The organism is Agrobacterium sp. a22-2 (assembly GCF_012276985.1).
In the GTDB taxonomy this organism is placed as follows: domain Bacteria; phylum Pseudomonadota; class Alphaproteobacteria; order Rhizobiales; family Rhizobiaceae; genus Allorhizobium.
Map to the genome: position 1 here is coordinate 329,516 of NZ_JAAXMM010000003.1, position 12,480 is coordinate 341,995.

A 12,480-nucleotide genomic window follows, 5' to 3' on the forward strand; every position below is an offset into this window, starting at 1 on the left:
GGCAATCACAGCCCCGTCAGAAGAGCCGCCTTGTTGACGTCCCTTGCAATGTATTCCTGAATCTGGCGTACGATCTGCGCCGCGTGATCGATTGCCAGCCGGTCTGCCTTCTCGATGTCGCCGGCTTCGATGGCGGCGATCATTGCCTCATGCTCGTCGACATATTGCCGCGGCAGCCGGTCGTCGAACGTCGAATAATAGAGGCGCAGGATGCGTCGGCCCTCGTCGAGCAGGCGGGCAAAGAAGCTGGTATAATAGGGATTGCCGCCAAGTTCGGCGATCGACACGTGAAATTCGCGATTGGCTTCGATCATCGCATAGGCGTCCTGGGCTTCCACCGCGGCCGAGAAATCGCGCTGATGGCGCCGGATTTCTTCCATCTTGGCCGGATTCCGTCGCGACGCCGCAGCCCGCGTCGTCACGCGGTACATCAGTGTCAACGCGTCGAAATAGGGCGGCAGTTCGGCAAAGTCGATCGTGGAGACGATGGTATTGCGGTTCGGAAGCGTCGTCACGAGGCCTTCGGAGGCGAGCCGCAGCAAAGCCTCGCGGATCGGCGTGCGCGACATGCCGAAACGCTCGGACAGGCGGACCTCATCGAGCGGGCTGCCTGGATCGAGCGTCATCCCCAGAATTTCGCGCCGCAGCGCCGCATAGACACTCTGTGTCCCTGAACCGCGGGGCCGCCCGGCATCGCTCTTGTTGTCTTCACTGTGATCCATGGTCGAACCCTATCCTGTGATAGGGTGGTACAAAAATGCATGCAATATGTCGACAGGAATCTCTGATCTGCGACGGAAAGGCATACGAGGCCACTGGCCCATGAGCAAAGGCAAACCACCAAGTGTCGCTCATCCGGTGCAGGCGCAGCGAATGGAACCGGGTTTGCTGTCGTTGGTCGACCGGTCAGCCTCGAGCCGACTGCGGAACGGCTTTTCGAGACCTATGGAGGCTGGCCGGCTGCTCTCGGTCGACGAAATAGAGAGCGGTCACCTCTTGCGCGCTGATCGGTCGGCTGAACAGGAACCCCTGCAGCGCGTCGCAGCCGGACAACCGCACGGCCATTGCCTGTTCTTCCGTCTCGATGCCTTCCGCCGTGACGGGAATGTCGAATGCCACGGCCAGGGCGATGGTCGCCTGCAGCACAGCGCCGGCGTTCTGGTCGTGATCGAGGGCGACGATCAGCGATCGATCGACCTTCATGCGATCGAAACCGAATTGCCGCAGCGTTCCGATGCTGGCAAAACCCGCGCCGAAATCGTCAAGGGCGATCTTGATGCCCGCCGCCTTGAGGCCGTCGATGGCGCGGCGCGCCTGGTCGGGATTGGAAATCAGCACGCCTTCGGTCAACTCGATGCTGAGGCGACTGGGGTCGAACCCCGTTGCCTGAAGGACACTTTTCACCTGCGCCACGAAGCGCGGGTTCTTGAGTTGAAGCGGCGAGACATTGACGCCAAGCGTGATATCCGGCCACGCGACTGCCGCCTCCAGAGACTTCCTCAGGATCTGCAGGCCCAGAATGTCGATCAGGCCGGAGCGTTCGGCCACCGGGATGAAGACCTCGGGTGATATGGTGACGCCCGTTTCCGTCACCCACCGGGCCAGTGATTCCACGCCACTGATCGCCCCCGACTTCGCATCGACGAACGGCTGGAAGGAGACGTCGATACTGCCGTTCGACAAGGCAGCGCGCAATTTCACTTCCAGATCCGCCTGCCGGCTGGACTCGTCGTCGAAGCTGTCCTCGAACGCTACCGTGACGCCGCGGCCGAGATCCTTGGCGCGATAGAGCGCCACGTCGGCGCGCCGGATCAGTTCTCCGGTCTCCACCGAACCTGACGGGGACAAGGCCACGCCGACGCTGCCGCCGATCTCGATCGTGCGTCCGCTGATTTCGAAAACGCTGGCCAAGGCTGCCTGAATGTCCTGGCCGATGTCGGTTCTTTGCCTCTGGTGCGGGTCCTCGACGGTGACGACCGCAAATTCGTCGCCGCCGAGCCTTGCGCTGAAGGCATCCTCGGGCATGGTCTCCTTGAGGCGCCGGGCAACCTCGACAATCAGCTCGTCGCCGACCGCATGGCCCCAGGCGTCATTGACGCCCTTGAAGCCATCGAGATCGATGAAGTGGAGGACAACGGTCGAGCCGTTAGCCTTGGCCCTGGCCAAAGCACCGGTGACGCTTTCGATCAGACCGGCGCGATTGAGCAGGCCGGTCAGCGAATCGTGCAGGGAGCGATGACGCGCGCGACTTTCGCTGGCTTGCAGATTGCGAATGGTGACGCCTCCGACCAGACCGATTCCGCAAAGGAACAGGACCAAAATGATGCCGGCCATGCGCAGGTTCTTGTCGACCATTGCATAGCTCTTTGTGCCAGGTGCCTCGGACGGCCAGTTGAAAACCGCGACCTCCTTGCCGGACACGTCCTGCAATGCGGCAGAGAGGCGGCCGGGAACGGGAAGTGGATCGAGGCTGAGGCCGGCGATATTGAAGCTTTCCGACACCTCGGCAACGACATCCGGAGTGATGTGCTTGGCAAACACCAGCACGCCGAATGCATCCGGCTTCATGGCAGGATCGATCGTGCTGGGCTGGATCATCGCCGCGCCGATCAGCGCCGTGCCGGCCAGAGAGCGGACGAAATGCACCGGAACAGCATCGGCAGTGCTTGTCTGGCGGGCCGCTTTCAAGAGGGCGTCGAATCCATCGAAGAACTGGTCGGGAGAAATCTCCATGGGCTCGCCGTTGCGATAGGCGATGATCGGCTGATCGTGCCCGTCGACGACGATGGCCGTGTCGTAGAGCGGGTAGTCGGCGGAGGTCGAGCCCCAGTTTTCATAGGTCCATTCCACGCGCGCATCGGAACTGACTTGCGCGAACGCCTCGTCCCAATAGGCATTGTCGCGCACGGTGGCGCCGAGCTGCTTGCGAAGCGCTTGCAGGGCACTGGCGGCGGCATGGGTGGCACGCCTATCGTCGATCCTGTCGGCAGTCGAAGTGATCGTGCCGATCGACCCGGCCACCAGACCTGCCAATACGGATGCAACGGCAATAAAGACGATCGCGACGATTGCGACCAGCAACTGCCGGTGTCGGGCTGTCGATACAGCGCCTTTATGCATCGGTGGAATCCCCTCCCATCGAAATGATCTGTTCCAGGGCCGGGAACTGCAGGAAGTGATGATGTCCGCTAGGCACTGCTTGGAGGAATTGTAGCCCGGCTCATCTAATATATTATTAATATCTCAATTGTTTCGTCCCGCCGGACTTGCGTTGCGCGGTCCCGGGGGCGATCTAGGAGCGACGGCAATAAGCGAGGTCCTGTGACCTCTGCTCATTCGCAGAGGTCGCAGGACCTCGTTTTCTAAAGATCCATATCCACGCCGTAATGGACGTCGGCAACGGCACGCTTCAGGTCGTCGATCGCATTGGCCTGGGGCAGGGGCTCGCCTTCGAGGCCCGGCGGCACCTTCCAGCCGGGATCGATGCCCTGCATGTTCGGCAATTCATGGGCGATGCCCTTGTGGCAATCGATGCAGGTCGCCTGGCCGCTGACCAGATAGCGGCCGTGGATTTCCGCCGCCCGAACTGTCTGCTTTGAAAAATCCATGGCTGCCGAGGAATGGCAGTTGCGGCATTCCTGGCTGTCATTGGCTTTCAGTCTCGCCCATTCGTGCTGGGCGAGCTCGAGCCGCAGATCGAGGAACTTCTGCCGGGTGTCGATCGTGCCGAAGATCTTGCCCCAGACCTCTTTCGACGCCTGCATCTTGCGGGCAATCTTGTCGGTCCATTGGTGCGGAACGTGGCAGTCGGGGCAGGAGGCCCGCACGCCCGAACGGTTGGAGAAGTGCACGGTGCGGCTGAGTTCTTCGTAAACATTGGTCTTCATCTCGTGGCACGAGATGCAGAATGTTTCGGTGTTCGTCAGCTCGAGAGCGGTATTGAACGCGCCCCAGAACATGACGCCGCCGACGAAGCCGCCGAGTGTCAGGAAGCCGAGGCTGAGCGTAGCCGCCGGCGTGCTGAGGATCTTCCAGGCCCAGGAGAGCAAGCGCTTGATTCCGTCCATCGCCTATTTGCCTCCCACGTGCTCGACACCCATTTCGCTCATGTCGCGAAAGGTGTTGCCGACAAGCGGGCGCACATCAGCCTGCGGGACATGACAGGCGGTGCAGAAATAGCGGCGCGGCGAGACGTCGGCGAGCATCTGCCCTTCCCGCGTCATGTAATGGGTGACGCTGATCATCGGGGCACCCGACCCTTGCGTAAACTCGCGCTTGTGGCAGGAGAGACAGCGATTGGCGTTGACCGACAGCTGGTAACCCTCGATCGAATGGGGAATGACCGGCGGCTGGTCCGGATAGGCGCGCATCTTGCGGATGTCGTCGATGATCCATTTGGGCATCGGTTCCGCCTTCACCTCACCCATCTGGTCCGGCGGACCGGACAGATCGGGCACCATCTGCGCCACGGTCACCGAGCCTGCAAACAGCGCGATGCCGAGAGTGAGCACTATCCGGCCGTGATGCCGGCTCAGGCGACGGGAACGATCTTGACCGCGCATTTTTTGAAATCCGTCTGTTTGGAGATGGGATCGGTAGCGTCCAGCGTCACTTTGTTGATCAACTGGCTGGCGTCGAACCAGGGTACGAAGATCACGCCCGGCGGCATGCGGTTGCGGCCGCGGGTCTCGACCCGGGATCGTATTTCGCCGCGTCGCGAGACGATGCGGATCTCGGCACCCTGGTTGATGCCGCGTTTGCGGGCGTCGTCGGCATTCATGAAGCAGCGGGCGCCGGGAAAGGCCTTGTAGAGCTCCGGCACGCGCATGGTCATCGATCCGGAATGCCAGTGCTCCAGCACCCGGCCGGTCACCAGCCAGAAGTCATAGTCCTCATCAGGGCTCTCGGCCGGTGGCTCGTAAGGCACGGCCAGAATGACGGCCCGGCCATCGGGCTTGCCATAGAACTTCACGCCTTCGCCGGCCTTCACATAGGGGTCGTAGCCTTCGCGGTAGCGCCATTTGGTTTCCTTGCCGTCGACCACCGGCCAGCGCAGTCCGCGCTCCTGATGATAGCGGTCATAGGGTGCCAGGTCGTGGCCATGGCCTCGTCCGAAGGCGGCATATTCCTCGAACAGCCCCTTGTGAATATAGAAGCCGAAGGCCTTGGCTTCATCGTTCTCATAGCCCGGCTCCATCTCGCTCAGCGGGAAGCGGTCGACTTCGCCGTTCTTGAACAGCACCTCGAAAAGCGTCTTGCCGCGATAGGTCGGATTGGCGTCGAGCAATTCGGCCGGCCAGACCTCGTCGGTGGTGAAGCGCTTGGAAAACTCGACGAGCTGCCAGAGGTCCGAGCGGGCCTCGCCGGGCGCATCGACCAGTTGATGCCAGACATGGGTGCGCCGCTCGGCATTGCCATAGGCGCCTTCCTTCTCCACCCACATCGCTGCCGGCAGGATCAGGTCGGCGCTCATCGCCGTGATCGTCGGATAGGCATCCGACACGACGATGAAATTCTCCGGGTTGCGATAGCCCTGGTAGGTCTCGTTGCTGGTATTGGGGGCCGCCTGGATATTGTTGTTGCACTGGACCCAGTAGAAACTGAGCTTGCCGTCCTTCAACATGCGGTCCTGCTGAACGGCGTGGTAACCGGGCTTTTCCGGCAGCAGGCCGTGGGGCAGCTTCCAGATCTCCTCGGCATGCTCGCGATGCTTGGGATTGGTCACCACCATGTCGGCCGGCAGCCGGTGCGCGAACGTGCCGACTTCGCGGGCCGTTCCGCAGGCGGATGGTTGGCCGGTCAGCGAGAAGGGGCTGTTGCCGGGTTCTGAAATCTTGCCGGTCAAAAGGTGCAGGTTATAGACCATCTGGTTGGCCCAGACGCCGCGCACATGCTGGTTGAAGCCCATGGTCCACAGCGACATGACCTTGCGGTTCGGATCGGCATAGAGCTCGGCCAGCTGTTCGAGGAAGCCGGGATCGGCACCCGTCAGTTCGGCGGTCTTCTCCAGCGTGTATTCGGAGACGAGTGCCTTGAAGGTCTCGAAGTCGCTCGGCTCCATCTTGGCCGGATCTGCGGAATTGGCGGCGCCGGTTTCCAGGGGATGTTCCGGCCGCAGGCCGTAGCCGATATCGGTGACACCGGTCATGAACGTCGTGTGGTTCTTGACGAATTCCTCGTTCACCCGGCCGGTCGTGATGATGTGGTTGGCGATGTAGTTGAGGATCGCCAGGTCCGTGCCCGGCTTGAAGATGATCGGAACATCGGCCAGGTCCATGCTGCGATGGGTAAATGTCGACAGCACGGCAACCTTGACATGCTCGTGGCCGAGCCGCCGGTCGGCCAGCCGGGTCCACAGGATCGGGTGCATCTCGGCCATGTTCGAACCCCAGAGCACGAAGGCGTCCGCATGCTCGAAGTCGTCGTAACAGCCCATCGGCTCATCCATGCCGAAGGTGCGCATGAAGGCATAGGCCGCCGATGCCATGCAGTGGCGCGCATTGGGATCGAGATTGTTGGAACGGAAGCCGGCCCGCAGCAGCTTGGTGGCCGCATAACCCTCGAAAATCGTCCACTGGCCGGAGCCGAACATGCCGACGGCGGTCGGTCCCTTCTCCTTCAGCACCTTCTTGGCCTGGGTGGCCATCACGTCGAAGGCCTCGTCCCAGGAGACCGGCTCGAATTCGCCGTCCTTGGCATAGGCGCCGTTGCGCTTGCGCAGCAGCGGCGTGGTCAGCCGATCCTCGCCATACATGATCTTGGAGAGGAAATAGCCTTTGATGCAGTTGAGGCCGCGGTTGACCTCTGCCTGCATGTCGCCATGGGTGGCCACGACCTGGCCTTCCTTGACGCCGACCATGACGCCGCAGCCCGTGCCGCAGAACCGACAGGGCGCCTTCGACCACTTGATCTCCAGGGCGCTGACGCCGCCCGGCACCGGTTGCGCCGTCGCCGGCAGGGCGATGCCGGCCGTGGCCGCCGCTATGCCGGCGGCATGGGCCTTCAGCAGCTCACGCCGCGTCAGAGTGTCCGTCATGGCCTGTCGCCTCCTCTGTTTCCATATGTTCAAACACCATGTTGGCCGCCATGACGCCGTCCAGAACCGAGATCTGGGCCAGCCGGTCGCCGAGCATTCCGCTGCTGGCGCCCTCGATCACCACGACGATCTTGCCGCCCACGGCCGCATGCACTTCCACGCCGTCCATGCCGGCAATCAGCGCGGCAACGCCGTCCATGGCTGCCGGCCTGGTCAGCACGACGGCGCTGGAGATGTAATGTCGGGACGGTGCGTCACGCATGGGCGACCTCCAGGCTTGGCTGGCGGATGTCGATGGCCGAGACCGGACAGATCGCAATGCAGGCACCGCAGCCATTGCAGGCGGAGGCATCGAGATCGGGGGTGAACGGGCCGCCGAGCCTTGGCCGGAAACGGATGGCGGCGGTCGGACAGACGTCACCGCAGGATTGGCAGGAAACCGCATTTTGCGCCAGACAGTGGCTGCCGATCGCGGCCACATGGGCGAAATGCCGCTCGCCGGTAAAGACGGGCTCAGGACAGGCATCGGCACATTTGCCGCAGAACAGGCATTCGCCGGCCGAAAAGTCGAGAGACGGGCGGCGGTCGACAAGCCTGATGATGCCGGTGGGACAGTGCTCGGCGCAGGCGCCGCAGCCGGAACAACTGGCAAGGCCCAACGGGGTCGCGCCCGGAGGCGCGATGGGACAGTGCTCCTCGGCTCTCGCCCCGACCAGAAAACGGCGCCTCGACATGACGGTATCCATGGTCATCTCGTCCTCCTTAGTGGCCCGGAGGACCGGGAGGCCCGAAAACGATCTGGTACATCCAGACCATGAAACCATAGCTGCCGACAACGCCGACGGCGACCACGGGCCAGATGCCGAAGGCCAGCACCAGAAAGGCCAGCATTTCGGAGCGCCGTCTGGATTTGGGGGCCTGCGCAGGCAGATTTTCCGTCGAGAATTCAGTCATGGTGTCCGACTTCGAGCTGGTGTTCCGATGGAACCTCTCGTGAGAGGGAGGCAATGCGGCCAATGTGCCGGGATGTCGCTGAAAATGCACTGTTGTGTTGTCGTCAGAGCGACACTGTCCATCATCGCCTGACGAAACACAAGTCTAATTTCGTCCTGGACGACAGCTTGCAAACTTCACGGTTGTGGCGTTGGCAGGCCGCTTCAGGCGCCTCCCTGGCAATCCGTCACGCTCGCCCTGCCGCGTCGAAGCGCGGAAATAGAACGCTGTTTTCCAGGTACATGTGGGTTACCAGGTCGTCGACGAATTTGCGCAGCCCCGTGTAAAGCGCCGTCCAGGATCCGCAGGCGCCTTCCGGCAGCGACAGGCTGTGGGTGACGTGCTCGACGGATTTCAGCAATCGCGCCGCACCGTCGTGTTCATGGCGCATCTGCTGGATCGGATGGGCGATCATCTCGGTGCCGCCGCGCCGCATCATGGGAAACAGAACCTGTTCTTCCCGTGCCATATGACCGGTCAACTCGTCGCGCAAGGCAATCAGCGTATCGCTGAGGCCAGCCGGCGCCATGTCGTGGCCGCCATGCACCCGCTCCACCTTCTGGGCCAGCGGGATCAGCCATTCCAGTTCGGCGCGATGGGTGTCGTGGTAGCGGAACAGGATGTGATCGATCAGCGCCGCGGTGTCTTCTGGCGCGTCCCGTCCCGCGGCGTTGGCCAGTTCCTGCAGGTCGCCAAGCAGGCTATCGGGAAGGAGGCCGGCGGCAAGAGCCGCCTCTGCCAGCCGCACATGGCCGTCGCAACAGAAATTGATGCCCGCCCGGCGGAAAAGCTCGGCAGCACCCGGCAGGTCTGCGGCAATGGTGCGAACGGTCATGTCGAGGGAAATCGGCATCAAGGGAGGTCCTTTCTGGGTCGGCGGTCTGAAGTGACGATCGCGATCATCCAAGGTCGACTGTTCTGAGCGGCCCGATCCGGCCGGAATGGTGGTCTCGCCGAGGCTCCGTTGCCAGCCTTGGCAAAATGCTCTGCACCCGTGTGCCATGCACCAGGAATTCCATGGTCTGGCATAGATCATCGGGCAGGCCGGCCTGCGCGGTCAGCATTTCCATCAGGACATTACGGTAGTGTCGTGCTCTGTCGTCGCCCATGGGGAATCCCGGCTGTTCGCGCATCATGGGGAGATGCTACGCCTGCCGGTGGTCCTGTTCTTTGTGCTGGCACAAAGATTATCGAGACGGTCGGGATCAATGTGCTAGCGTCGTGGTGACGACATATTGGTGGACTGAAGCAAAGACACTGCCGGCTTGCCGCTCTTCGAGAGGATCATGATGCAGATCGAACGCGATCCCAATGGCGATTTCATCCTGCAACCGGCCGATCTTGCCGAACGGTTCGGGCTGACCAGCGACGATTTCCGGCGCAAGATGCAGAAAGGCCTGCTGGCCAGCACCGTCGAGGTGGGCGAGGGCGAGGATGCAGGCACTTGCCGCCTCAGCCTGCGCCTCGGAAACCGTCTCTGGCGGGCCATTCTCGATTCCGAGGATCGCGTTATGAGCGAGGAGATGACCTTCGTTCGCGGGCAATTGCTGCGCCGTCCGTAAGCCGTCCGGCCGCGGATCGAATGCCGCCTTTTCGCCGGGGATCACGGTCGTCCCGCCCTTGCGAATTCCTTTCGGATCTGGAACATCGCTGTATCGACAGTTTGAACCGGTGTGCCGAGGCTACAGGGGCGCCGGCAGAAAGGACCCCGACATGACCACTTCGAATACAGGACGATCGGTCAGTACGCTGTCGGTCCTCATCCAGTCCGGCGCCCTCGATCCCGTGGCGCTTGCGGAAGAAACCTTCGCGGCGATCCGGGACTTTGGCGATCAGACGATCTTCCTCAGCCTGCTGGAGGAACGGGCAATGGCCGAGGCGCAGGCGTCGGCAAAGCGCATCCGCGACGGCCGGTCGCGCGGCGCGCTCGACGGTATCCCCGTTGCGTGGAAGGATCTTTTCGATGTCGAGGGGCTGGCGACCACCGCAGGATCGAAGGTTCTGGCCAATGCGACGTCTGCCGAACGGGACGCGGATGTGGTGGCAGCGCTTTGTGCTGCCGGCATGGTGAGCGTCGGCCGCGTCAACATGAGCGAATTCGCCTTTTCCGGTCTCGGCATCAATCCCCACTACGGCACGCCGCGCAATCCGGCGTCTCGAGATGGCGCCCGCCTGCCGGGCGGGTCGTCCTCGGGCTCCGCGGTGGCGGTTGCCGCCGGTCTGGTGCCGGTGTCGATCGGTACCGATACCGGCGGTTCGGTGCGCATCCCGGCCGCCTTCAACGGCATCGTCGGCTACAAGGCGACGCGCGGGCGCTGTTCGATGCGCGGCGTGTTTCCGCTCGCCAAGAGCCATGACAGTCTCGGGCCGCTCTGCCGCACTGTTGCCGACGCCGTTCTCATCGACACCGCCATGCGCGGCGCCATCACGGCCGATATCCGCCGCGGCGTACTGTCCGACCTGTCGCTGGTGGTGCCGGAAACCATCGTCTTCGATGGCGCGGAGCCGGGCGTCGTTGCGGCGTTCGAGGTGGCGCTGGCGAAGCTCGAGCGCGGCGGCGCAAAAATCCGCCGTCAGGCCTTTCCGCTGTTTTCCGAATTGTTCGAGCTGGCAGCGCGGCACGGGCCGATGGTGTCGGCCGAAGCGTTTGCCGTGCACAAGGACCGACTGGCCGGACCCGGCGCAGCAGAGATGGACCCGCGGGTCGCAGCACGGGCGCGCCTTGGCGAAAAGACCACGACATCAGATTATCTGGCGCTGCTGGAGGCGCGCGGAAGGCTGATCGCCGCATTCGCCGCAAGCCTTGCGCCCGGTGAGCTTCTGGTCGCCCCGACCTTGCCGCATGTGGCGCCCCTGACCGAGCCGTTGCTTGGCGATGATGACCTGTTCACCAAGACCAATGCCAAGACGCTGCGCAACACGCTGATCAACAATTTTCTCGATGGTTGCGGTGTCTCGCTGCCCTGCGGAACGGGCGATGCCGGCATGCCGGTCGGGCTGCTGCTGTCGGGCCAGCGAAATGAGGACGAGCGGCTGCTCTCGGCAGCCCTTGCCGCGGAAGCGGTCTTGCAGGGCTGATCAATCCTGCTGTCGGTAAAGGCCGGCCGAGACGCCTCGGCCGGCATCGGTCTTTTAGCGCAGGGACGCGCCGTGCATTTTCATCGGTGGACAGGCGCTTCCCGGGCGAGTGCCATTGCCCGCCAGCGTCATGGCGGAAGGTCGGCCTTCGCCAAGCCAGCGCAGCACCGCATCGAAGCCGTGCGGGGCAAGTTTGCGGGCAATATAGAGGCTCTCGCCATGCAGATCGCAGTCTGCGGCGATTTTCGGCCAGTCGAGCTTGTCGCCCTGGCGCGGCGGTGAGGCCTTGCGGGCAATCAGGCCCAGCATGTAGCAGCGCAGGTTTTCGTAATCGTTCGGCGGCAGGGCAGGGGCGAGCCGCTGCTCGCAGAAGGTGGAAATCTTGTTGTGGAAGGCCTGGGTGGAAGCTCTTGATCGGGGCATGTCATTCACATTTCAGAACTGGGCTTTGGCGGCAAATGCCGGACCCCGGCAGCTAAGGGAATTCCGTTAACGAAAGGTTGCCCCCGCATCCGCAGAGATGGCAATCGTTAGCGATTTCAGGTCGGTGTGTCAGCTTTGGCGTTTGCCGTGCTGCGTGGTCAGCTTGTTAGGCAGCTGCATTCCTTAAGTCTAGCACAACTCTTTGATCGAACGTCGGGTTTGTTCGTCGCTGAGCGATTCCCTTCGGCCCCGAAACATTCTAGTCTGCGCCGGCGACTGATCCGTCCGAAGGAAAATAGCGTGAAAGCAGGCATTCGATCGTGGGTTCTGGGCCTCTACGTGGCATTGTCGCCGCTGGTGGCCAGGGCAGAGTGGCAGGCCGTCGAGAAGGTTCAGCCCTATGTCATCGAGGGCAATACGGGGGCCGAGCTTTATGCCTCGATTGGCGAGCGTGGCCCGAAACTCGGCATGGTCCGCGCCATTGCCCATACCACCTTCACCCTGACCTGGACTCGCAAATACGAACCGCAACAAAATGGCGCCTGCGTGCTGACCACGGCCCGGCCGAAGCTCACCATTATCTACACGCTGCCAAAACCCGCCAGAAAGCTGCAAGGGGCGACCGGCAACCTCTGGGAGACGTTCATTACCGGGGTGCGCGACCATGAAAAGGTGCATGGCGAATTCATCACGGATCTGGTCAAGGCCATCGAGGCGACCAGTATCGGCCTGACCGTGGCCGATGATCCCGACTGCAGCAAGATCCGCACGGAACTGACGGGCCGGCTGGGCAAGCTGTCGCAGGAACAGCGGCAACGCAGCCGCGATTTCGATAAGGTCGAACTCAGCAACGGCGGCAATATCCACCAACTGGTGCTGATGCTGGTCAACCAAAAATAGCGTTGTGCCGTCGATGTTAACAGGACGGTCGCAACCAAAAGATAAAACGC

14 protein-coding genes are annotated in these 12,480 nt (G+C 62.6%); 3 read left to right on the plus strand and 11 right to left on the minus strand.

The annotated features are described in order from the left end of the window. Window positions 1-5 precede the first annotated feature (5 nt). The 10 genes from HFC70_RS07005 to HFC70_RS07050 all read right to left on the minus strand — a co-directional run bounded on the left by HFC70_RS07005 (window position 6) and on the right by HFC70_RS07050 (window position 9,138). Window positions 6-722 (minus strand): GntR family transcriptional regulator, encoded by a 717-nt coding sequence (locus tag HFC70_RS07005; protein WP_168472497.1) that lies wholly within the window; start codon window positions 720-722, stop codon window positions 6-8. A 184-nt stretch (window positions 723-906) separates the two neighbouring features. After that, the gene (locus tag HFC70_RS07010; protein ID WP_168472498.1) at window positions 907-3,120 is read right to left on the minus strand and encodes a bifunctional diguanylate cyclase/phosphodiesterase; all 2,214 of its coding nucleotides are present in this window, start codon (window positions 3,118-3,120) and stop codon (window positions 907-909) included. Between the two features lie 242 nt (window positions 3,121-3,362). Next, on the minus strand, window positions 3,363-4,067 hold the full coding sequence (locus HFC70_RS07015) for a cytochrome c3 family protein (protein ID WP_168472499.1): 705 nt from the start codon (window positions 4,065-4,067) through the stop codon (window positions 3,363-3,365). Window positions 4,068-4,070: 3 nt separating this feature from the next. Continuing rightward, the gene (locus HFC70_RS07020; protein WP_168472500.1) at window positions 4,071-4,562 is read right to left on the minus strand and encodes a nitrate reductase cytochrome c-type subunit; all 492 of its coding nucleotides are present in this window, start codon (window positions 4,560-4,562) and stop codon (window positions 4,071-4,073) included. Beyond that, window positions 4,532-7,036 (minus strand): periplasmic nitrate reductase subunit alpha, encoded by a 2,505-nt coding sequence (napA, locus tag HFC70_RS07025; protein ID WP_168472501.1) that lies wholly within the window; start codon window positions 7,034-7,036, stop codon window positions 4,532-4,534. Before napA ends, HFC70_RS07020 begins: the two co-directional genes overlap by 31 nt. After that, the gene (locus tag HFC70_RS07030) at window positions 7,011-7,298 is read right to left on the minus strand and encodes a chaperone NapD (RefSeq protein ID WP_168472502.1); all 288 of its coding nucleotides are present in this window, start codon (window positions 7,296-7,298) and stop codon (window positions 7,011-7,013) included. The genes napA and HFC70_RS07030 overlap by 26 nt, the downstream gene beginning before the upstream one ends. Continuing rightward, window positions 7,291-7,770, minus strand: a complete 480-nt coding sequence (gene napF / locus HFC70_RS07035; RefSeq protein WP_246735678.1) for a ferredoxin-type protein NapF — start codon at window positions 7,768-7,770, stop codon at window positions 7,291-7,293. Before napF ends, HFC70_RS07030 begins: the two co-directional genes overlap by 8 nt. Window positions 7,771-7,798: 28 nt before the next feature. After that, window positions 7,799-7,990 carry a periplasmic nitrate reductase, NapE protein gene (gene napE, locus HFC70_RS07040; protein ID WP_168472504.1) on the minus strand — a complete coding sequence of 64 codons (192 nt, stop codon included), beginning with the start codon at window positions 7,988-7,990 and terminating at the stop codon, window positions 7,799-7,801. Window positions 7,991-8,216: 226 nt separating this feature from the next. Further along, window positions 8,217-8,885: an iron-sulfur cluster repair di-iron protein gene (ric, locus tag HFC70_RS07045; protein ID WP_168472505.1), complete on the minus strand. Its 669-nt coding sequence runs from the start codon at window positions 8,883-8,885 to the stop codon at window positions 8,217-8,219. A 43-nt stretch (window positions 8,886-8,928) separates the two neighbouring features. Then, window positions 8,929-9,138, minus strand: a complete 210-nt coding sequence (locus HFC70_RS07050; protein WP_168472506.1) for a hypothetical protein — start codon at window positions 9,136-9,138, stop codon at window positions 8,929-8,931. A gap of 180 nt (window positions 9,139-9,318) precedes the next feature. On the opposite strand from HFC70_RS07050, the gene HFC70_RS07055 reads away from it, so the two are divergent. Beyond that, window positions 9,319-9,591, plus strand: coding sequence for a DUF6522 family protein (locus tag HFC70_RS07055; protein ID WP_168472555.1), 273 nt, complete (start codon window positions 9,319-9,321; stop codon window positions 9,589-9,591). A 151-nt stretch (window positions 9,592-9,742) separates the two neighbouring features. After that, window positions 9,743-11,107, plus strand: coding sequence for an amidase (locus HFC70_RS07060; RefSeq protein WP_168472507.1), 1,365 nt, complete (start codon window positions 9,743-9,745; stop codon window positions 11,105-11,107). Window positions 11,108-11,161: 54 nt separating this feature from the next. Here HFC70_RS07060 and HFC70_RS07065 read toward each other — a convergent pair whose 3' ends face one another. Beyond that, window positions 11,162-11,530 carry a hypothetical protein gene (locus HFC70_RS07065; protein ID WP_168472508.1) on the minus strand — a complete coding sequence of 123 codons (369 nt, stop codon included), beginning with the start codon at window positions 11,528-11,530 and terminating at the stop codon, window positions 11,162-11,164. A 300-nt stretch (window positions 11,531-11,830) separates the two neighbouring features. On the opposite strand from HFC70_RS07065, the gene HFC70_RS07070 reads away from it, so the two are divergent. Further along, window positions 11,831-12,430: a DUF922 domain-containing protein gene (locus tag HFC70_RS07070; RefSeq protein WP_168472509.1), complete on the plus strand. Its 600-nt coding sequence runs from the start codon at window positions 11,831-11,833 to the stop codon at window positions 12,428-12,430. The last annotated feature ends 50 nt before the right edge of the window (window positions 12,431-12,480 follow it).

What these genes read in the sequence shown, in the direction of transcription:
- HFC70_RS07010 (WP_168472498.1), bottom strand. Translation starts at nt 3,120, where the DNA reads ATGCATAAAGGCGCTGTATCGACAGCCCGACACCGGCAGTTGCTGGTC.
- HFC70_RS07060 (WP_168472507.1), top strand. Translation starts at nt 9,743, where the DNA reads ATGACCACTTCGAATACAGGACGATCGGTCAGTACGCTGTCGGTCCTC.
- HFC70_RS07020 (WP_168472500.1), bottom strand. Translation starts at nt 4,562, where the DNA reads ATGCGCGGTCAAGATCGTTCCCGTCGCCTGAGCCGGCATCACGGCCGG.
- HFC70_RS07065 (WP_168472508.1), bottom strand. Translation starts at nt 11,530, where the DNA reads ATGCCCCGATCAAGAGCTTCCACCCAGGCCTTCCACAACAAGATTTCC.
- napE (WP_168472504.1), bottom strand. Translation starts at nt 7,990, where the DNA reads ATGACTGAATTCTCGACGGAAAATCTGCCTGCGCAGGCCCCCAAATCC.
- HFC70_RS07015 (WP_168472499.1), bottom strand. Translation starts at nt 4,067, where the DNA reads ATGGACGGAATCAAGCGCTTGCTCTCCTGGGCCTGGAAGATCCTCAGC.
- napA (WP_168472501.1), bottom strand. Translation starts at nt 7,036, where the DNA reads ATGACGGACACTCTGACGCGGCGTGAGCTGCTGAAGGCCCATGCCGCC.
- HFC70_RS07005 (WP_168472497.1), bottom strand. Translation starts at nt 722, where the DNA reads ATGGATCACAGTGAAGACAACAAGAGCGATGCCGGGCGGCCCCGCGGT.
- HFC70_RS07030 (WP_168472502.1), bottom strand. Translation starts at nt 7,298, where the DNA reads ATGCGTGACGCACCGTCCCGACATTACATCTCCAGCGCCGTCGTGCTG.
- HFC70_RS07055 (WP_168472555.1), top strand. Translation starts at nt 9,319, where the DNA reads ATGCAGATCGAACGCGATCCCAATGGCGATTTCATCCTGCAACCGGCC.
- HFC70_RS07050 (WP_168472506.1), bottom strand. Translation starts at nt 9,138, where the DNA reads ATGGGCGACGACAGAGCACGACACTACCGTAATGTCCTGATGGAAATG.
- napF (WP_246735678.1), bottom strand. Translation starts at nt 7,770, where the DNA reads ATGTCGAGGCGCCGTTTTCTGGTCGGGGCGAGAGCCGAGGAGCACTGT.